Source organism: Rhizobium mesoamericanum STM3625 (assembly GCF_000312665.1).
GTDB lineage: Bacteria > Pseudomonadota > Alphaproteobacteria > Rhizobiales > Rhizobiaceae > Rhizobium > Rhizobium mesoamericanum.
In genome coordinates this window covers 669,287-688,424 of the sequence record NZ_HF536773.1, presented here as the reverse complement: position 1 = coordinate 688,424, position 19,138 = coordinate 669,287, and the positions used below count along the sequence as shown (strand labels likewise).

14 protein-coding genes and 1 pseudogene are annotated in these 19,138 nt (G+C 58.4%); 10 read left to right on the top strand and 5 right to left on the bottom strand.

Annotated elements, in window-relative coordinates:
* Together traD and traG are read left to right on the top strand one after the other, a co-directional pair.
* The gene (gene traD, locus BN77_RS23455; protein ID WP_007536734.1) at window positions 1–216 is read left to right on the top strand and encodes a type IV conjugative transfer system coupling protein TraD; all 216 of its coding nucleotides are present in this window, start codon (window positions 1–3) and stop codon (window positions 214–216) included.
* Window positions 203–2,209: a Ti-type conjugative transfer system protein TraG gene (traG, locus tag BN77_RS23450; RefSeq protein ID WP_007536732.1), complete on the top strand. Its 2,007-nt coding sequence runs from the start codon at window positions 203–205 to the stop codon at window positions 2,207–2,209. The genes traD and traG overlap by 14 nt, the downstream gene beginning before the upstream one ends.
* 276 nt (window positions 2,210–2,485) lie before the next feature.
* Here traG and BN77_RS23445 read toward each other — a convergent pair whose 3' ends face one another.
* Window positions 2,486–2,797, bottom strand: coding sequence for a DUF736 domain-containing protein (locus tag BN77_RS23445; protein ID WP_007536729.1), 312 nt, complete (start codon window positions 2,795–2,797; stop codon window positions 2,486–2,488).
* Between the two features lie 536 nt (window positions 2,798–3,333).
* On the opposite strand from BN77_RS23445, the gene BN77_RS23435 reads away from it, so the two are divergent.
* The 4 genes from BN77_RS23435 (at window position 3,334) to BN77_RS23425 (ending at window position 6,388) form a co-directional block, all read left to right on the top strand.
* Window positions 3,334–4,770, top strand: a complete 1,437-nt coding sequence (locus BN77_RS23435) for a basic amino acid/polyamine antiporter (protein WP_007536727.1) — start codon at window positions 3,334–3,336, stop codon at window positions 4,768–4,770.
* A 260-nt stretch (window positions 4,771–5,030) separates the two neighbouring features.
* Window positions 5,031–5,321: a hypothetical protein gene (locus BN77_RS34980; protein ID WP_007536725.1), complete on the top strand. Its 291-nt coding sequence runs from the start codon at window positions 5,031–5,033 to the stop codon at window positions 5,319–5,321.
* Window positions 5,322–5,553: 232 nt separating this feature from the next.
* Window positions 5,554–5,904, top strand: coding sequence for an ArsR/SmtB family transcription factor (locus tag BN77_RS23430; RefSeq protein WP_007536723.1), 351 nt, complete (start codon window positions 5,554–5,556; stop codon window positions 5,902–5,904).
* Window positions 5,897–6,388 carry an SRPBCC family protein gene (locus tag BN77_RS23425; RefSeq protein ID WP_007536721.1) on the top strand — a complete coding sequence of 164 codons (492 nt, stop codon included), beginning with the start codon at window positions 5,897–5,899 and terminating at the stop codon, window positions 6,386–6,388. The genes BN77_RS23430 and BN77_RS23425 overlap by 8 nt, the downstream gene beginning before the upstream one ends.
* Before the next feature lie 174 nt (window positions 6,389–6,562).
* On the opposite strand, the pseudogene BN77_RS23420 reads toward BN77_RS23425, so the two are convergent.
* Window positions 6,563–6,805 (bottom strand): annotated as a pseudogene (locus BN77_RS23420) (histidine/lysine/arginine/ornithine ABC transporter ATP-binding protein); the annotation flags it as partial.
* A gap of 53 nt (window positions 6,806–6,858) precedes the next feature.
* Between BN77_RS23420 and ggt the strand changes: the two are divergent.
* The gene (gene ggt, locus BN77_RS23415; RefSeq protein WP_007536716.1) at window positions 6,859–8,466 is read left to right on the top strand and encodes a gamma-glutamyltransferase; all 1,608 of its coding nucleotides are present in this window, start codon (window positions 6,859–6,861) and stop codon (window positions 8,464–8,466) included.
* Between the two features lie 339 nt (window positions 8,467–8,805).
* Here the strand turns inward: ggt and BN77_RS35705 are convergent, their stop codons facing one another.
* Window positions 8,806–11,460, bottom strand: a complete 2,655-nt coding sequence (locus BN77_RS35705) for an erythromycin esterase family protein (RefSeq protein ID WP_007536712.1) — start codon at window positions 11,458–11,460, stop codon at window positions 8,806–8,808.
* A 51-nt stretch (window positions 11,461–11,511) separates the two neighbouring features.
* Complete coding sequence (locus BN77_RS23405) at window positions 11,512–12,021, bottom strand: ferritin-like domain-containing protein (RefSeq protein WP_007536710.1); 510 nt, start codon at window positions 12,019–12,021, stop codon at window positions 11,512–11,514.
* A gap of 245 nt (window positions 12,022–12,266) precedes the next feature.
* Here BN77_RS23405 and BN77_RS23400 point away from each other — a divergent pair, with 245 nt between their 5' ends.
* Together BN77_RS23400 and BN77_RS23395 are read left to right on the top strand one after the other, a co-directional pair.
* Window positions 12,267–16,193, top strand: a complete 3,927-nt coding sequence (locus BN77_RS23400) for a chemotaxis protein CheB (protein WP_007536708.1) — start codon at window positions 12,267–12,269, stop codon at window positions 16,191–16,193.
* Window positions 16,180–16,572: a response regulator gene (locus BN77_RS23395; protein ID WP_007536706.1), complete on the top strand. Its 393-nt coding sequence runs from the start codon at window positions 16,180–16,182 to the stop codon at window positions 16,570–16,572. The genes BN77_RS23400 and BN77_RS23395 overlap by 14 nt, the downstream gene beginning before the upstream one ends.
* 61 nt (window positions 16,573–16,633) lie before the next feature.
* On the opposite strand, the gene BN77_RS23390 is transcribed toward BN77_RS23395, so the two are convergent.
* On the bottom strand, window positions 16,634–17,881 hold the full coding sequence (locus tag BN77_RS23390; protein WP_007536703.1) for an arsenic transporter: 1,248 nt from the start codon (window positions 17,879–17,881) through the stop codon (window positions 16,634–16,636).
* A 686-nt stretch (window positions 17,882–18,567) separates the two neighbouring features.
* On the opposite strand from BN77_RS23390, the gene BN77_RS23385 reads away from it, so the two are divergent.
* On the top strand, window positions 18,568–18,942 hold the full coding sequence (locus BN77_RS23385; protein ID WP_007536700.1) for a hypothetical protein: 375 nt from the start codon (window positions 18,568–18,570) through the stop codon (window positions 18,940–18,942).
* Window positions 18,943–19,138 lie beyond the last annotated feature (196 nt).

Below are 19,138 nucleotides of genomic sequence, written 5' to 3'. Positions count from 1 at the left end.
ATGCAGCGCACGATGACAATGCAAGCGCGCAAGAAAGATACGCGCGACAAGATCGAACTCGGTGGCCTGATCGTCAAAGCAGGCCTCCGATATGAGAAGCGTGCCCTTCTTCTCGGTGCGTTGATCGAACTCAATCGCCGCCTGACCTTGGACGAAAGCGAAAGGACGCGTCTTACGGCAATCGGTGCGGAGGCCTTCGGCAATGACGGCGAATAAGGCCGCACTCTTCGTGTTGTCGATCGTCCTGATGAGCGTCGTCACCATCGGCATGACGGGGATCGAGCACTGGCTCTTGGCCTTTGGCAAGACGCAGCCAGAAAAGCTTGTGCTTGCGAGGGTCGCAATAGCGGCCCCGTACATCGCGGCGGCCGGAGTGGGCGTCGTTATCCTCTTTGCTTCTGCCGGTTCGCAAAGCATCCGCTCTGTTGGCTGGGGCGTTGTTGCCGGCTGCGTTGCAACGATCCTGATCGCAGCCGTTCAGGCGACGGCTTACCTTTCTGCTTTTGCGGGAGAGGCTTCGACGAGAAAGTCCATCTTCACTTATGTCGATCCTGCAATCGGGATTGGCGCCGCAGCCGTACTCATGACCGGATGTTTCGCGCTCCGTGTCGGGCTGACAGGCAATGCCGCTTTCGCGCCGAGCAGACCGAAGCGGATACGGGGAAAACGCGCCATGCACGGCGAAGCCGACTGGATGACGTTGACTGATGCGGGGAAGCTGTTTGGCGAAGCTGGCGGTATCGTTATCGGCGAGCGCTATCGCGTAGACCGGGACAGTACGGCCGCACGCTGGTTCCGTGCCGACGATCCGCGGACATGGGGCGCCGGCGGCAAGTCGCCTCTCCTTTGCTTTGACGGTTCCTTCGGCTCCTCGCACGGCATCGTCTTTGCCGGATCGGGCGGCTTCAAGACGACGTCAGTGACAATCCCGACGGCCCTCAAATGGGGTGGCACGCTCATCGTTCTCGACCCATCGAACGAGGTGGCGCCGATGGTGTCCAGCCATCGCGAGGGCGCCGACCGATGCATCAGGATCCTCGACCCCAAGCATCCTGAGACCGGGTTCAACGCTTTGGACTGGATCGGACAGCAGGGCGGAACAAAGGAAGAGGATATCGCTGCGGTCGCGTCCTGGATCATGAGCGACAGCGGCCGCGTCAGTGGCGTTCGCGATGACTTCTTTCGTGCCTCCGGTTTGCAGTTACTGACCGCGATCATCGCCGATGTGTGCCTGTCCGGGCATACCGAAATCAAGGACCAGACGCTTCGCCAGGTGCGCGCCAATCTCTCCGAGCCAGAGCCGCAACTGCGCCAGCGCCTTCAGGCGATCTATGACAGTTCACAATCCGACTTCGTAAGAGAAAATGTTGCAGCCTTCGTCAACATGACGCCAGAAACCTTCTCCGGCGTTTATGCCAACGCCATCAAGGAGACGCATTGGCTGAGCTATCCGAACTATGCCGCACTGGTTGCCGGATCGACCTTCAAGACCGATGAGATCGCGTCCGGCAATACCGACGTGTTCGTGGCCCTCGATCTGAAGACACTCGAGACCCATGCCGGCGTAGCACGGGTCATCATCGGCTCGTTCCTGAACGCGATTTACAACCGTGACGGGGCAATGAAGGGACGCGCGCTCTTCCTCCTCGACGAGGCCGCAAGGCTGGGCTTCATGCGCATTCTTGAGACCGCACGCGACGCTGGCCGTAAGTACGGGGTCACACTGACGATGATCTACCAGTCGATTGGTCAGATGCGTGAAACCTATGGCGGGCGCGACGCGACCAGCAAGTGGTTCGAGAGTGCAAGCTGGATCAGCTTTTCGGCAATCAACGATCCTGAGACAGCGGACTATATCTCCCGGCGTTGCGGCACGACGACGGTCGAGATCGACCAGGTCAGCCATAGCTTCCAGTCGAGGGGATCGTCGCGCACCCGCTCGAAACAACTTGCGGCCCGACCGTTGATCCAACCGCATGAGGTGTTGTCGATGCGAGCCGATGAGCAGATCGTTTTCACCGGAGGGAACCCGCCTCTTCGATGCGGACGGGCGATCTGGTTCCGACGATCCGATATGAAGGCTTGCGTCGAGACGAACCGTTTCCATTCGACGGAAGAGGGGAGGTCTGGTCGGGCGGATTCGATCGATCCGGGAAAGGTGGTGGAGACGAAATCGCGCCAATCGTCCAATACAAAGTCGCAGGATTGAGTGGCACTGGGTCATCGACGCGGGCTGCAAGGAACCCGGCATGGCGGCGCCACCCGCCGGTGTGGTGCGGGGGAATGATGGATCGCCGTTAGGGTCGGGATGACGTTGGAGGCGCTAATCAGCTCGCCTGGTCAGCCTCTAAAACGATCCTGCTCGAATTCGTCGAGCAATCCAAGCGTGGTTTTCTGCGTGCCACAGCCCGCTCGTCTAAGCCATTTTGACGGCATTGTTTTTAGCCTGGCCCCGCCATTTGCGGCGAGGCCAGGTTCATTAATTTTAATCCCGGTTCGGGCGGGACCAGATCAGGTGATAACCTTCTTCACCTTCGACTTCTGCCAAGGTTGCGTAGATCGGAGCGGAAAAGCTCGGGTCATCGAGTTTGACAGAGAGATAGTCGCGATTGCTTTCGCTGGAGTGCTTCTGCCAGGCCGCACCAAACTCGACGTTGCCGGCGTAGATGCGGAAATGCGGTCCCTTGTCGGAGGGCGTTTCGATGCGGGCGATGCGCGCCTTGATGTTGAGGGCAAGCGTGCGGATCGAGCCGTCGAAGCCGTTTTCGGTGGTCGTGAAGATGCCGATGGTTGCCATTGTCCAAGTTCCTTTTTTGCTGTCTCGGGGCCGCACCATTGCGGCCTCGATGGCTGTCACAAGGCCGGAGGCGATCGGACCGCACCCCGGGGTCCCCGTTGCGCTCGCGCAAATGGGGTGGCTCATAGGGCCGCAAAGACGTGGAGGGCGGCAAGTCGCAGATCTGTTGGTTGGCGCGGAATGGGTGTGCCGTGCTGAGGGCTGAAATCGCAGGCGGAGCGCCGGAAAGGAGGAAAGGAACGCAACGACGGCGATGGGCAACGGACTGCCAAAGAACGGTGCCGAGAAGGCCTTTGTTTTTTTGCTACCGCGCAATATTCCTACACGCAGAAATAGAGACTGCGGGCGCGGCTCGCTGACTAATGCCGTGTTTGAGGTTCTTCTTGGTGCTTTGGTGCTTTTCAATCTTCCCGTCCTTACTCAGCGCGAGGCGGCCTCAAGGCGCGGCTGTTTGGTCCGAAGAAACAAGATTGCGAATGCGAGATCAGCGTAAGGTCATTCGTTAGACGTGGCGACAGCCAGTTCAAGGAGGAAACATGTCCAGTCCTTCTCCTCAGACTAAGTTTTCCGCCTGGACCCTGATGGGAATCGTGGTTGGCTCCATGGTCGGCGCAGGAATTTTTTCCCTGCCTCAGGCGTTCGGCAGTGCGACCGGACCGCTGGGCGCGGTGATTGCGTGGACGATTGCCGGTGTCGGGATGCTGATGGTGGCTTTCGTCTTCCAAACCCTTTCAGAGCGGCGACCTGACCTTGACGCGGGCATATATGCATATGCCAAGGAGGGATTTGGCGACTATGCCGGCTTCTTGTCGGCATTCGGTTATTGGAGCGCTGCCCTTTTAGGGAATGTATCGTATTTTGTTCTGATAAAATCGACCCTCGGCTTGTTCTTTCCAATTTTCGGAGATGGCAATACGGTCGTTGCGGTGATGACATCGTCGTGTCTGCTCTGGGGAATGCACTGGCTCATTCTTCGAGGCATCCGCCAAGCTGCCGCCTTAAACGCCGTGGTTACTGCGGCAAAACTCATTCCCATTGTGGTTTTCATCGTTCTGGTTCTCCTTGCCTTCAAATGGGAGGCCTTCAGCAGCGGATTCTGGGGAAGTGGAGATCGCACCTTTACAGCCATTGCGGATCAGGTACGCCGGACGATGTTGATCACTGTTTTCGTCTTCGTTGGCATCGAGGGTGCAAGTGTTTATTCACGATATGCAAAGAGAAGGTCTGACGTCGGGATCGCCACGGTTGGCGGTTTCTTCATCGTATTGGGCTTGATGCTTGCCGTCACACTCCTGTCCTACGGCATACTCTCACCTTTTGAACTTGGCCGACTTCGTAACCCGTCCATGGCAGGTGTCCTTGCCGCAGCAGTTGGACCGTGGGGGGCCGTGTTCGTCAGCCTGGGACTGATCATCTCTGTGGCTGGCGCGTATCTCGCCTGGGTTCTGCTGGCCGCAGAGATCCTTTACTCCGCGTCAAAATACGAAACGATGCCTCGCTTTCTATCGAGGGAAAACAGCCGGGGCGTGCCTGCCAATGCGCTTTGGCTAACGAATATTCTTGTGCAGCTGTTTCTCATCGTCACGCTTTTCACGCAGTACGCCTTCACATTGGCGGTAGCGATGACGAGTTCGATGATACTGATCCCATATTTTTTTGTTGCAGCCTTCGGCGTCAAACTCAGCTGGAGGGCGACACCTTTCAGAGAAACGGGACGGACCTCCGGTCGATCCGAATTTGTGCAATCTCTGCTGGCGCTGATCTATACGAGCGGTCTGATATATGCAGCAGGCGCGAAGCATCTGCTCCTTGCCAGTCTTCTTTATTGCCCCGGTACGGTTCTTTTTTATTTGGCGAGGAGGGAGCAGGGCAAAGGAACCTTCAACTCTTGGGAAAGGGCCGCTTTCGCGATACTGTTCTTAAGTGCCGCCGCGGCTATATTCGAAATTGCAAACGGGAGACTTAGCATATAGCTGACGCCTCCTACGGGAAAAGCCACACCTGCCACGAATGCTGGAGCCCTAAACGCATGCGGCATGTTCTCTGGTGGCCCGGGGGCTATCCCAGCAGTTGCCATCGCCGGTCATCAGCCCATTGCGGTTGCGGATCAAGGCAATCACACGACGGAGACACTCGTTGGGATGGTTTAGGTGGTGAGTGAATTGCCAATATCTGCTAAAGATTTCATGAAATTGCGAACCGCTCCACACGCGCGATAAGTCTGAGGTGATCGATGATCGAGAAGATTGGAACGTTGGCCGTGACGGCCTTGCTCCTTGCAGGCTGTATGGTGGTTTCAGGCTCTTACTCGTCTGAAGGTCTAGCGCCCATCCCAGGCAGTATAACCTATAGTGGGCAGCCGCGGACGAAGCTCACGAAGTCGCCGATCGGTTCTTCGTTCCCCCATACCTTCACGGATCAAACGGGACGCGAAGTCGAGGAGATCTACGTCATTCAGCCTGACCGATCCTTACGCATCGTAGAACGTCACTACCGACCATTCTTGGCTTGGAGCCGTCGCTAGAAATTCGGGCGGTAGTGGTTGGGCACCACAATCTCGCCGTTGGCCAGTTGCAACAGCGCGCCCGACCCGGTGGCTGGGCCAGGTGAGTTCTATTCCAGTTGCATCCTGCGCGCCCGGTCGTTTTCGGCCGCGAAGTTCGAATGTCCATTCCTAGCAGCCTCCTTGATACCCGGCCGCCGGTCACAGGCGCGCCCTTGTGTGACGCCGGTCCGCATGCTAAAGACTGAACCATATGGTTCAGTTTTCGACAGCTCGCCTTGATGCCTCCTTTGCCGCGCTCTCGGACGCCACCCGGCGCGGCATTCTGGAGCGGCTCGGGAGTGGGGATGCTTCGATCACGGAGCTAGCAGAAAAGTTCCACATGACCCTCACGGGCATGAAAAAGCACGTCGGCGTCTTGGAACAGGCGGGGCTGGTTACGACGGAGAAGGTCGGGCGCGTGCGGACTTGCAGGCTCGGCCTGGGCGGGCTTGAGGAAGAGGCGGCTTGGATCGAAGCGCGCCGCCAGATCTGGAACGCACGCTTCGACGCGCTGGACGAAGTTGTCGAGGCCTTAAAACGGAAGGAGAAAGGCGATGGGTGACAGAGCGAGTAACGGCCGCACGGTGGTCGAGCGGAGGTCCGAGTGCGAGCTCGTCGTAACGCGCACCTTTAACGCTCCGGTTCGCCTCGTATTCGACGCGTGGACCAAGCCCGAGTTGTTCAAGCTGTGGTGGGCGCCGAAATCGATGGGCGTCCCCATACTGTCCTGCGAGATGGATGTGCGCACCGGGGGCAGCTATCGCATCGCGTTTGGACACGACGCCTCGGACTCCATGGTCTTCTTCGGCAAATATGTCGATGTATTGCCTCCTTCGCGCCTCGTCTGGACCAATGACGAAAGCGATAACGCCGCCGTCACCACCGTGACCTTCGAGGAAGAGGACGGCAGGACGCTTCTCGTCCTGCAAGAACTCTATCCCTCGACGGAAGCGCTCGACGAGGCTTTCGTCGGCATGGAAGATGTCATGCCCGAGCAGTTCGAGCAGTTGGATGAACTTCTCATCACGCTCGGCGCAAGCGTGTGACAGCCTGCCGTCAACTCAATCGGCCAACCCTCAAACAGGGACGACACAGGGAATTGGAAGAGCGTGACTGCTTCTGGAAGTCCGCTGTTTGACGCCGTTGATTTCCGCTTCCGGCGGATGGCTGATCGTCAGAAGGCAAGGGGACATACACGTGTCCTGCTTGCAATCTGACCGTCATCTTACATTGGGCAGAAATTGCTTGAACCGGGCGGAGTTCGGGTGCGTGAACATATGCTCCGGAGTGCCCTCTTCCTTGACGAGGCCTTTGTGAAGAAAAATGACCTTGCTGGACACGTCGCGGGCGAATGCCATCTCGTGGGTTACAATAAGCATTGTTTGCCCTACCTCTGCAAGCGACCGCATGACCGTAGGAACATCGCCGGAGAACGGGTCAAGCGCTGATGTGGGTCCATCGAAAGCATAACTTTCGGACACCTTCAACTAGGCCATGGCAAACGGACACTACCAAGATGCAGCTGAATAACGTACGCAACTTCGAACGCCCCGGACGTTCGCTTGCCGTCGGCAAGAACGGAATGGCGGCCACATCCCATCCGATGGCGACCCTCACCGCCATCGATATCCTGAAGAGCGGCGGTCGGGCCATAGACGCCGCTGTTGCTGCCTGCGCCGTCCAATGCGTCGTCGAGGCTGGGTCGACCGGCATTGGCGGTGATTGTTTCGTGCTGCTGACGTCGAACGGAGGCGATGACGTCATCGCTTACAACGGCTCGGGACGTACGCCTGAAGCGGCTGAATTGCAGTGGTATCTCGATCGCGGGATGACGACGATTGAGCGCTCGTCACCCCATGCCGTGACGATCCCGGGTGCTGTTGACGCGTGGACACGGCTCGTTGCCGACCACGGCAGAATGTCGATGAGCGAAATTCTCGCGCCGGCAATCGCGCTTGCACGAGACGGCTATGGGATTACCCCAAGAGTGGCCGCCGACATTGGCCAGCAGCGCGACTTGCTGACGAAGGATCCATCTACGCGCCGCATTTTCCTTGACCGGGATCAGCCGCCTGCGATCGGCTCGCTTCAGAAGCAGCCGGAGCTCGCCGATACACTTGCAGCCATCGGCAAATTCGGACGCGACGCTTTTTACCGCGGCGCCGTGGCGCAGGACATGGTTGCTCGGCTGAGGTCGCTTGAAGGACTCCACACACTGGAAGACTTTGCGTCTGCCGCTGGAGAATATGTCAAACCGATCTCCGCCAGCTATCGCGGATGGACGGTTTACGAGTGCCCCCCGAACGGCCAGGGCATCGTCGCCTTGATGATCCTCAAAATCCTGGAGCGGTTCAAACGCGCGGGAGATCCATTGAGTGCGGACAACCTGCACGTCGAAATCGAAGCGACCCGTCTGGCCTATGCTGCCCGGAACCGCTGGCTCGCCGATCCGTCTTGCTCGAACGTTCCGACCGACTTCCTGTTGTCGGAAGGGCTTGCCGATTCTCTTGCAGTCCAGATCGACCTCACAAGAGCAAGCGACGCTTACGCCCATGTCGACGGGATCGAACACGCCGACACGGTCTATATCTCAGTCGTCGACAAGGATCGCAATGCGGTAAGCTTTATCAATTCGATCTTCAATGCCTACGGAAGCGGTCTGATGGCTCCCAAATCGGGCGTATTGTTCCACAACCGCGGCCAGAGCTTCGTGGTCAAACCAGGTCATCCGAACGCGATCGGGCCGCGCAAGCGCCCCATGCACACGATCATACCGGGCCTCGTAACGCGCGACGGGAAAACTGTTCTGTCTTTTGGCGTCATGGGCGGGCACTACCAGGCGATGGGCCATGCCCACTTCCTGTCCAAGCTGTTCGACTACGGCATGGACATGCAAGCGGCAATCGATTTGCCGCGCCTCTTTCCTCTGCCCGGAACCGCAACCGTCGAGGCGGAGGAGGTTCTGCGCACCTCAATAGGGCCGGATCTTGACGCGCGGGGATTTAAAGTCGCTCAACCCGCCTCGGCCATTGGCGGCGCTCAAGCGGTTTGGATTAACGCCGAGCACGGGACGCTTCTTGGCGCCTCCGATCATCGCAAGGACGGCTGCGCCCTTGGCTACTGATGACAATGATTGGGGGAGTGAATGTCGGAAGATCCGCATATCCGGCTTTTCATTAACGGAGCCTGGCGCGATGGGTCGAATGAACGGCTTTCAATCATGATTGGTTCGGAGTTGGCCTCTCAGACAGCGCATCGGTTGCCCGAGGAGGCCCGTACGACGTTGGAGGACAGCGCTGCGCGGACAGTCGCATAACCTTCTGAAGGCTGCTCCATATCAGTAAAATGCCGCCATTGTATTTGTTGGCGGAGCGACTCCGGCCGGCCATCAACATCGACCGCCATCTCGGCATGGATGGCCTCATGAACGCGTGGCCGAAGGTCAGACCGCTTTCTTGCAAGATCACACGCCAAATGGATAAGTCTCATCTTCGCCGGTGGTTACCTGTGTCGGCAGTGGAAGCACAGCACTTGTTTGATCGAACCACACAAACGCATCGTACTGGCCGGGCATCGATGCATAACTGTAATGGCTCCAGCGCTCTGTATCGGGCCGATAGACAACGCCGATGTAGCGTTCAAGTCGTTGTTCAGCCATGACGCGGCGAAGATCTTCATGTTTGCCGGCGCGAAGATCCAGAAGGAAACGCTCGGTGCCGGCGTCGTGGAATAGCGCTTCATAACTGTCGTGGCGAGATGGTCGGACGGCCTTGATTTCCATCGGTGCGTCCCATTCCGACGCTGCCGCGACGGTACCGGCATGCGTACCAAAGCCGATCAGGGCTGCATCGTTTCCAAAGGTCTGTCTGCACAACTGGCCAAGGTTCAGTTCACCCCGCTCCATACCCATATCGGTAAATCGGGCGTCTCCGATATGGGAGTTATGTGCCCAAACGACGGCTTTTCTATTTGAGCCTGTCTTTTCAAGGATGTTCTTCAACGTATTGAACATGTGCTTGTCACGCTGATTCCATGACTCGTGGGCGCCGTAGTACATGGCGCGATAATAGCGCTCCGCATCTGCTACCAGGAGGGCGTTCTGTAAGGCGTCGAAGAAGTCCGCGCCATCCTGCCTGGCGTACTGGAGCTCCTTCTGCAAAAGATCGATCAGGATCCTTATTATCGGCCCCTCGCATAGGGCGTATCCTTCACTCAGTGATGCGCGGCCATAGGCGGCCGGCTCTCGCGACCACGGCGAAAGACACGCGTATCGCCCACGTGCCAGTTTCGCGGCCTCAGGATCGACGCGATCGAGATAGGCAAGCACAGCGGCTATCGATGCCGTCATGTTGTAGAGGTCGAGGCCATAAAATGCCACCTTCTCGGCTAGCGGTTTCAAGGCATTGTGGGTGCGCAGATATCCGATAAAGGCATCAACATCCTGGTTGCGCCACATCCAGGTCGGAAAGCGGGTAAACGGCATCGGGTTCATCTGCCGATGCGGGCGCCCCCGCACATAACGGTCGATCGCTGCCGCATCCGGCCAGTCAGCTTCGACTGCGACAATTGTGAAGCCGTGTTTCTCGACCAGCCGGCGCGTGATGGCAGCGCGCGCTCGGTAAAACTCCGAGGTTCCATGCGACGCTTCACCGAGCAACACTACATGAGCCTGGCCGAATCGGTCGAAGGCGTCGGCGAAGGCCGGATCGTCCAGCGGAGGCAAAGGCTCGGCGGCGGACCGTAGCACTTCCGTTATCGATGCCTGTGATACTGGCTGCTTTGCTGTGGCCGCGGATCCGTGGATGAGGGCTTTCGGGGTGAGGTAATGCTGGAACCAGGCACTTGCCATCTCGGTCACCGCCTCAAGCGCGCCTGGCTCCTCGAACAGATGGGTGGCGCCAGGGACGACTCTCAACAGTTTTTCGCAGGTCAGGGCGGCAAGGGCTTCGCGGTTTAAAGCGAGAACCTGCTCATCATTGCCACCGACAATGAATAGCGTTGGCGCTTCGACCTCGGTCAGCCGTCGCCCAGCCAGATCTGGACGACCGCCACGCGAAACTATCGCCGATACCCGCTCCCGAAGCTCCGCCGATGCTAGCATTGCTGCTCCTGCGCCGGTGCTTGCTCCGAACAGGCCTAACGGCAAATCAGCGATATCCGGCTCAGCACCAATCCAGATGGAAGCCTCGAGCAAACGCTCCGCGAGAAGCGGGATGTCAAAGACGTTGCGACGGTTTTCTGCCTCATCCGCCGTTAGCAGATCCAAGAGAAGGGTTGCAAAGCCCGCGTCATTCAAGCTGTCGGCGACGGCAATGTTCCGTGGACTGAGCCGGCTCGACCCGCTACCATGGGCGAACAGGATAATCCCGCGCGGCTCCGGCGGAACGCTCAAATCGCCAACTAGACCGAGTGGCGGGACAGCAATCTGCCGTTTGCTGGGGTTCGGCTCGGCTTTCTCGAATTCGGTCCGTCCCTGCCTCAGAAGTCCAATCGTCTCTTCGTCGGTGAGCTGGTGGAAATCTTCGTAAAAGGAGCTAACGCCCCAAAAATCTTTGGCGGGATGAAGGCATACGACTACGTCGGCATATTGACGCATCTCGGCAAGTGTTTCTTGCGGCGCGACTGGAATGGCGAGAACGATTTTTGTGGCACCTTGGCCTCTCATGGCAGTAAGCGCCGCTTTCGCCGTCGCCCCCGTGGCAAGTCCATCATCGACAATGATTGCGGTGCGACCCTTGGGGTCTACTCGCGCGCGGTTGCCGAGGTACAGCATGCGGCGGCGCTCAAGTTCGACAAGTTCGCGCTGTCGGGCGCGTTCAAGGTAGGCATCGTCAGCACCACTCGCCAGCCGCACATTTTGGTTGACGACCGTCTCGGGGCTTTCACCATCCACAACGGCGCCCAGCGCGACCTCAGGCGCGCCCGGCGCGCCAATCTTGCGGACAAGGATCAAATCGAGCGGAGCGTTTAGAGCGCGGGCGATTTCCAGCGCCACCGGCACACCGCCGCGTGGCAAGGCATAGACGACTGAACGATCGAGCTTCAGCTTGACGAGCTTGGTTGCAAGCTGACGACCAGCATCTATCCGGTCCAGGAACTGAAAGTGTTGTCGAGCCATCGAATAAATATACGCCGTCTTGGAGGAGTTGACCCTTAAGTACCTACGCCATCAGCGCTTGGCATCGGCGTCACTTTCGTCCCTGCTCAGGAACTGAAGCGTGACGGCACCGATGTGCTCCTCCAGCCACTTCGCCATTGCGACCTCGTCGTCCAGGATGCGCCGGCACACGGAAACCGTTTCGGCGTCGCCAAGCGATTCGGCGGCGGCGATTAGGATTCGGTAGCTGGCGATCTCCATATGCTCGAAGGTGTAACTGGCGAGCGAGCCCTTCACCACCTCGTCGCTGGCGAAGACGCCGCTCAGCCCTTGCGCAATGGCGGTGAGCTTTCCGGCGGTGTCCTTCATCGTCGAAGCGCCGCCGGACATCCGCTCGAGGCAACCCTTCAGCAGCGCGGCGTGTTGCTTCGTCTCCGCGAGGTGCTGGCCAATGCGGGCCTTCAACTTGGGATAGTTCTCCAGCCTTCTATGCTGGGAACTCAGCATCGTTTCGGCCTGCTCCTCCATTGCGTGGGCGTCTCGAAGCCAGGCGATCAGGTTATCGCGTGCGCTTGTTGGCATTTGTCGTTCTCCTTCGCTGAGAAGAAACGAACCAGGAAGCTGCTTTGATGTTCCATCATCGAGGGGAAGAAGAAGGATTCATTCAAATACGATCAAGCACGTTGCAGGTCAGCAAATCCCTCAGCAGACGGTAAGGGAGGTGCGAGATAAATCAGCCGGAAACAATTCTGCGACGCATTCACTAATGGAGTATAATGACCGAGACATTTGAACTAACCCGATTTTAGAACGTGAGTGGCATCAAGATGGCAGACGAGGAACTCAGATCACAGGTCCAGCAGACATTCGTGCCGATTTGCGCGATCGGGGCCTCGGCCGGCGGTGTGCCCGCGTTGCAGAACCTGTTCCGCCAACTGCCGGCCGACCTTGGCCTCGCCTACGTCGTCATCGTCCATCTTTCGCCGGATGAGCCGAGCTCGCTCAGCGAGATTCTCTCTGTTTGCACGCGGATGCCTGTGCATCAAATCGACGACACTCCAACCCTGAAGCCAAACTGTGTTTTTGTCATTCCGCCCGACAGGGAGCTGGTGATCGAAGGCGACAGCATATCCGCGCGGCCATTCAGTGCGCCGAGAGGACGCCGCGCGCCGATCGATATGTTCTTCCGTTCGGTGGCGGCTGCCCGCGGTGACGGGGTCGCTATCGTTTTGTCGGGGGCAGGCGCTGACGGCGCGATCGGCGTTACCGCGATCAAGGAAGCTGGCGGCGTGATCATGGTGCAGGAGCCTGCCGAAGCCGGCTTCAACTCCATGCCGCAAAACGCGATCGCAACTGGAGCTGTCGATTTCGTAGCGCCGATCCCAAGACTTGTGGAGCGACTGGCCGAGGTCGCCCGCAGCAAGGAAGCTGTTCGCTCGCTCGATATGGCCGGTGCCGCGAACGATCTGCGGCGCATCGTAGCGTTGTTGCGAGCGCGAACCGGACATGATTTTTCCGCTTACAAGCGGGCGACCGTAATGCGGCGCGTTGTCCGTCGAATGCAGGTGTGCCGCATGGATACGCTGGCCGACTATGCTGACTACCTGCTGACGACGCCGGAGGAAGCACAGAACCTCTTCTCTGATCTCTTGATATCGGTGACGAGTTTCTTTCGGGACGAGCAGGCCTTCGAAGCGCTGGCCAGGCAAGCGATCAAGCCTTTATTCGAGGCCTATAATCCGGAGAGCGACGAAAGCATACGGGTGTGGGTGGTGGGCTGCGCGACGGGGGAGGAGGCTTACAGCATTGCTATTCTTCTCCACGAAGAGATGTCCAGGCAAAATGTGAAAATTCCAGTCCAGATCTTTGCTACCGACCTGGACGAGGGAGCGCTGGCAACCGCAAGAGAAGGACTATATCCAAGAGCGATTGAAGCTGATGTGTCGGAAGAACGTCTCGCCCGTTTCTTCATTGATGAGGGAACTCATTTCCGCGTTCGAAAGGAAGTGAGAGAGAGCGTGTTGTTTGCCAAGCACAGCGTGCTGAAAGAGCCTCCCTTTATGCGGCTTGATCTGATCACATGCCGAAATCTGCTGATATATCTGGAACGCGCTCTCCAGGCGCAGGTATGCTCGATCTTCCATTACGGCTTGCGGCCCGGACGATACCTCTTCTTGGGGTCGGCCGAGACGGTCGACGTCGCCGCCGACCTCTTTGCACCCGTCGACAGGCAAGCGCGGATTTACAGCGCTCGCCCGCATGGGAGCCAGCTTCTGCCAATTCTGCCCCAGTTTGCGGCTCCGCAGCAAACGATGACCAGTGATAGGCCAGCGCCGATCAGCCCAGAGCGATCAGCAATGCCAGCCGCCCTTCATGTTGCGGCGCTCGAAAACAGTGCCCCTGCGAGCATACTCGTCGACGATGGTCAAAACATCCTGCATCTGTCGCCGACCGCGGGGCGTTTTATCCTCCACTCAGCCGGGCCGGTGTCAAAGACCATCACAGCCATCGTCAGGCCCGAGCTTCGTCTGGATCTGGGAATTGCGTTATCGCGGGCGTTCGACAAAGGAGAGCCCAGCATCACGCTACCGGCTGTCGTTGCGTTCGACCATGGCAAACGTAGAATTTCAATGCAGGTCACGCCGGTTGCAACTGGCGCTCAGAAGGCGACCCAGGCGCTGGTTTTCTTCCTTGACGGCGGCGTCGTTTTGGAAAGCGACGAGCTCGAGCCGCTAGCTGACGCACGGCCCGACGAAGTAAGGCGCGTTTATGCGGAGCTGAAGGCTTCACAGGAAGCCTTGATGGTTAGCCGCAGCGGCCATGATGCGGTTGTTCAAGAGCTTCGTGCAGCCAACGAAGAACTCCAATCGATGAATGAGGAATATCGCTCGACCGCCGAGGAGCTGGAAACATCGAAAGAGGAGCTGCAGTCCATCAACGAGGAACTTCATACGGTCAACGCCGAATTGAAGAGCAAACTCGAGAGCATCTCGGCTGCCCACAGCGATCTCCAGAATCTCTCGGCGGCGACCGAAATCGGGACGCTGTTCCTCGATCCTGAAATGCGTATCAAGATGTTTACGGCGCCAGTTGCGGAACTGTTCAATATCACTCGCCATGACATCGGGCGGGCCATCACAGACTTCACTCATCAGTTGGATTACGATGATATCGAGACTGATGCCCGCACGGTCTTAAAGGATCTTATCCCGATAGAGCGGGAAGTTTTGAGCCGACGCGGCCAGCGGTTTTCGATGCGTCTGCGGCCGTACCGGACGGTGGAAGATCGGATCGACGGGACGGTTGTCACCTTCGTCGACATAACGGATCGCGCGCGCGCCGAGGCGGCTTTGCGCGAAAGCGAGGATCGGTTGCGCCAGTTCGGCGAGGCGTCCCAGGACATCCTGTGGATCCGGGATGCGGAAACGTTTCAGTGGTCCTATTTGACGCCAGCCTTCGAAGTGATCTACGGGCTCGATCGTGAGGCAGCGCTGCGTGGCGACAATATGGTTGGCTGGCTCGAACTGGTCGTGCCGGAGGATCGCGAACGGGTGGCCGAAAACCTGCAGCGGGTGCGCAATGGCGAATGGGTCACCTTCGAGTACCGTATTCAGAGGCCGTCCGACGGTGATATCCGCTGGTTGAGAAATACCGACTTTCCCATCAGGGATGAAACCGGGCGGATTGCCCATATTGGTGGTATCGGCCATGACATCACCGAGATGAAGCTTGCGGAGGAGGCACTTGCGGCTGCTGAACAGCGTCAGCGCGCTCTCCTCGAAGGAATTCCGCAGCTTGTCTGGCGGGCTGTTGACGGAGGAAAATGGACCTGGTCGAGCCCGCAGTGGACCAAGTATACCGGCCAAACCGAAATAGAAAGCCATGGCCTTGGTTGGCTTGAGCCAGTACACCCCGACGATCGGGAGCTGGCCCAAGGCACTTGGTCCAAGGCCGTCGAATCTGGTGGGGTCGAAGTTGAGTACCGGATCCGCCAGGCTGGCTCCAACAACTATCGCTGGTTCCACACCCGTGCGACACCGGTGCGGGACGCGGCCGGCGCTGTTGTTGAGTGGCTAGGTACCTCCACCGATGTTGATGATTTGCGCGGAATGCAGGCAAGACAGGAAGTGCTCGTGTCCGAGCTTCAACATCGGACCAGAAATCTCATCGGCGTCATCCGCTCGACGGCCGACAAGTCTGCCCGCGCCAGCAGCGACCTTGACGACTTTCGGGAGAGGTTTCGAGATCGGCTCGATGCCTTGGCACGCGCTCAAGGCTTGCTGTCTCGTCTGAATGACCACGATCGCGTCAGCTTTGATGAATTGATCGAAGGCGAGCTTTCGGCGGTGGATAGTAGCGCTGATCAAATCATCCTCGAAGGACCTCGGGGGGTTCGGCTACGCTCTTCCACGGTCCAGACGCTGGCGATGGCACTTCACGAGCTTGCGACAAACGCTACAAAATACGGTGCCCTGGCACAGCCGAGCGGCAAGTTGTCCATCAACTGGTCGCTCAAGGAAGACGGGCCTGATGGGCGCCCATGGCTTCATATCGAATGGCAGGAAAGCGGCGTAAGGATGCCGCCAGAGGGATCCTCCGTGAAGGGGCAGGGCCGGGAACTAATCGAACAGGCCCTGCCTTACCAGCTTGGCGCCAAGACAAGTTATACTTTAAGGTCGGAAGGCGCCTATTGCACGATTGCGATTCCGGTTTCAGCGACCAAATCCTTGAAAGCGGACGATGAAGGACGGTGAGCTCGGCAATCTCGCCCTTCTGGTCGTTGAGGATGAGTACTTGCTCGCGATGGAGCTTGGTAGCTACCTCGCTGACGCAGGCGCACACGTTGTCGGGCCCGTTGCGACTATAGAGGATGCGCTCGCACTGATCGAAACCGAGCCCCGCATCGATGGGGCGATCCTTGACGCGAATTTGCAAGGAGACATGGTCTTTCCGGTGGCTGACAAGCTCAGTGAGCGAAATGTCCCGTTCCTATTCACGACAGGGTATGATGCGTCAATCATTCCGAGCCGGTTCAAGAACATCGGATGCATTGGCAAGCCAACCAGCATGTCAAAGCTCTGCCAGGAGATCAGCCGGATAGTAGCGAGGAAACGGTTAGATACCCGGCCGTAGAAAGCGGCCACATAGGTAGCCACCTGACTTTCCATCATTCGCCTAATCCCCTGCAAATTATTCAGAGCGCGACGAGCGACAAGATGAGTGCTGGAACCATCACCACAACGCCGACCTTCAAGAATGAGATTGCGCTGACGGTCAGTCCCTCCCGGCGAAGAGCCGACAGCCATAGGATCGTAGCGAGCGAACCTGTCACAGACAGGTTCGGGCCGAGATCCACACCGATTAGAACCGCACCCGCAACGCGATCCGAAACATGCGCCGCCTGAACGGCGCTTCCGGCAAACAGTCCGGCGGGCAGGTTGTTAACGACGTTGGAGAGAAATGCAACGCCGAGACCAGCTATTGCTACAGCCTGACCATCTGACTGCGAACTGATGGTCGCTAGCTGTTGGGCAAGAGCCGCTGTCACGCCGGTATGATTGATTGCCTCGACGATCACGAATAAGCCGCCCACCAGAGGCAGCACGCTCCAGCTGACACCACGAACAATGCCGATCGGGTTTTGCCGAACGAGCGCCAGTACGAGCAGGGTCGTCAGGACGCCGGCTACAAAGGTGGGCAAACCGAGCTCCAGATGCATCGCGGACGCGGCCAAAAGCAAAACCGCGGTAACAATCAGACCGCCACCTGCCAGTTTGGCGGATGTTGTCAGCTTTGGGCGTTCGACATCAAAGGCGATCGCATCATCAGCCAGGGCAACGCGCTGCGTCCAATAGAGTGCAACGAACGTCACGAGGATCGACACGATGGAGGGCACCAGGAATGTGCCCATCCAACGAGACAGAGGCGGCATATCACCGCCCGCGAAGATCACGAGATTCGCGGGATTGGAAATAGGCAGCACGAAGCTTGCAGCATTGGCGATGAACGCGCAGATCAGGAGATAGGGGAGCGGGTCTTTAACTTTGGCCGCGCGACATGCTGCATAGACCGCCGGTGTGAGAACAACGGCAGTCGCGTCGTTCGAAAGCAACGCGGTCACGACGATACCGACGATATAGACAAGCACGAACAGCCGTCGCGGGGATCCCTTTGCGTAAGATGTTGCGATGGCGGCGATCCAGTCGAACAGACCTTCGCGGCGGGCAAGTTCCGATAGCAGCATCATGCCGACCAGAAAAAGATAGACGTCGAAACCCTTGGCGAGCCCGGACCAGACGTCGGCTGGTGTGATGATGCCAAGAACCAAAATCAGCAGGGCTCCGGCGCCAGCCCAGACGGCTTCCGGCAGCCGAAAAGGCCGGACGACGACGCCGGTCGCAGTGGCGGCGGCGATGACGGACGTATAGAGTGCTGCGTTCATGGTATGCCTTATTCTGACGGGTGTGATCGCAAGGTCCTGCGGCCTAACGGGCGGTCATCTTCATGCAAGCTGCTCCTTGGCCGCGTCTGCGAAGCTTGGCGAGCAGCAGGTAGATGAGGGGGGTCCTATAAAGGGTTATCAGCTGGCTGACCAGTAGCGAGGGAGACTTTGGGCTTTGCGTGGCGCTGGCGGAGCCGCCATCGGTCGTCCTGCTTCTCATGCGCCTTGCCGAGATTATCGATTTTCACATCGAAGGCCACTGCAAGGCAGCTACCGTTATCGGGCATCGTAGCAAAGCCCGAATTGATCCCGCCCTTCAATAAGGGTCCCCCTTTTCCCATGCTTGGTATGCATCGGCCAGCAAGGAGCCTTGGCGTAGGAGGCGCAACCAGCCCGCCCCAAACGAAGGTCACCAACGATCAATGATCACGCAGTTATCGGCGCCGAACGACGCAGCCCAGGGTCCAACTCGGCGAAACTCACGAGATGACCGTTGATGCTGCCGACATGGCTAGCAAACGCATAGTAGCACTCAGAACACGATGATTTGGCACACTCAGCTGAAGTATACGGGAATATCTGAGGCAGAGTGGGAAAGGGAACGAGCCCCTTATTGGAACAATCCGACCGCCGTGGAACGATCTTCGGGGGCTAACAGTTCTCAGGGACAAAGGAGAAAAACGATCATGGCCAAAAATAAAGTCCCGAAGGCGATTGCCGGTTATAAGGTCCCGAAAGCTATCCGCAAGTCGCCAATACTCAAGGCTCTGCTCGCCAGCGACATTGGTCGTAAGGTCCTTGCCAACGCCATTACTGCGGGAGCTGGCGCTGCGGCTGGGGTTCTCATCGGTGATCACGAGGAAGTCACCGATGCGGCGAAGACGGGAACCCGCAAAGGCGCACGCGCCATGGGGATCGCCGGCGAGGCAATTTCACGTGCGACAGAGGCTGCTGTGTCCGTTGTCAAGGACTCCGCACGTGATGCTTTGCCAAAAAAGATGCGTCCAAAGAAGCCCAAGGAGGCGGAGGACCGCCCTTCCCGAGCCGGCGTGGTTCATTAGTACCCGCAGTACCCGCGACGCCGGCACCGGAACCGCAGCCAACCCCCGACTTTGAAAAGAGCGACTGGGTTGACAAGGTAATCAATCGCTACGGCCGAACACCTGTCGAACGTATCCTGATCGCTGCCTGCCTCAAGGCAGCCCGCCGGCTCGTGCGCAGGCACCCGTTCATCGCCGCCGAACTTCTTGCCTCAGG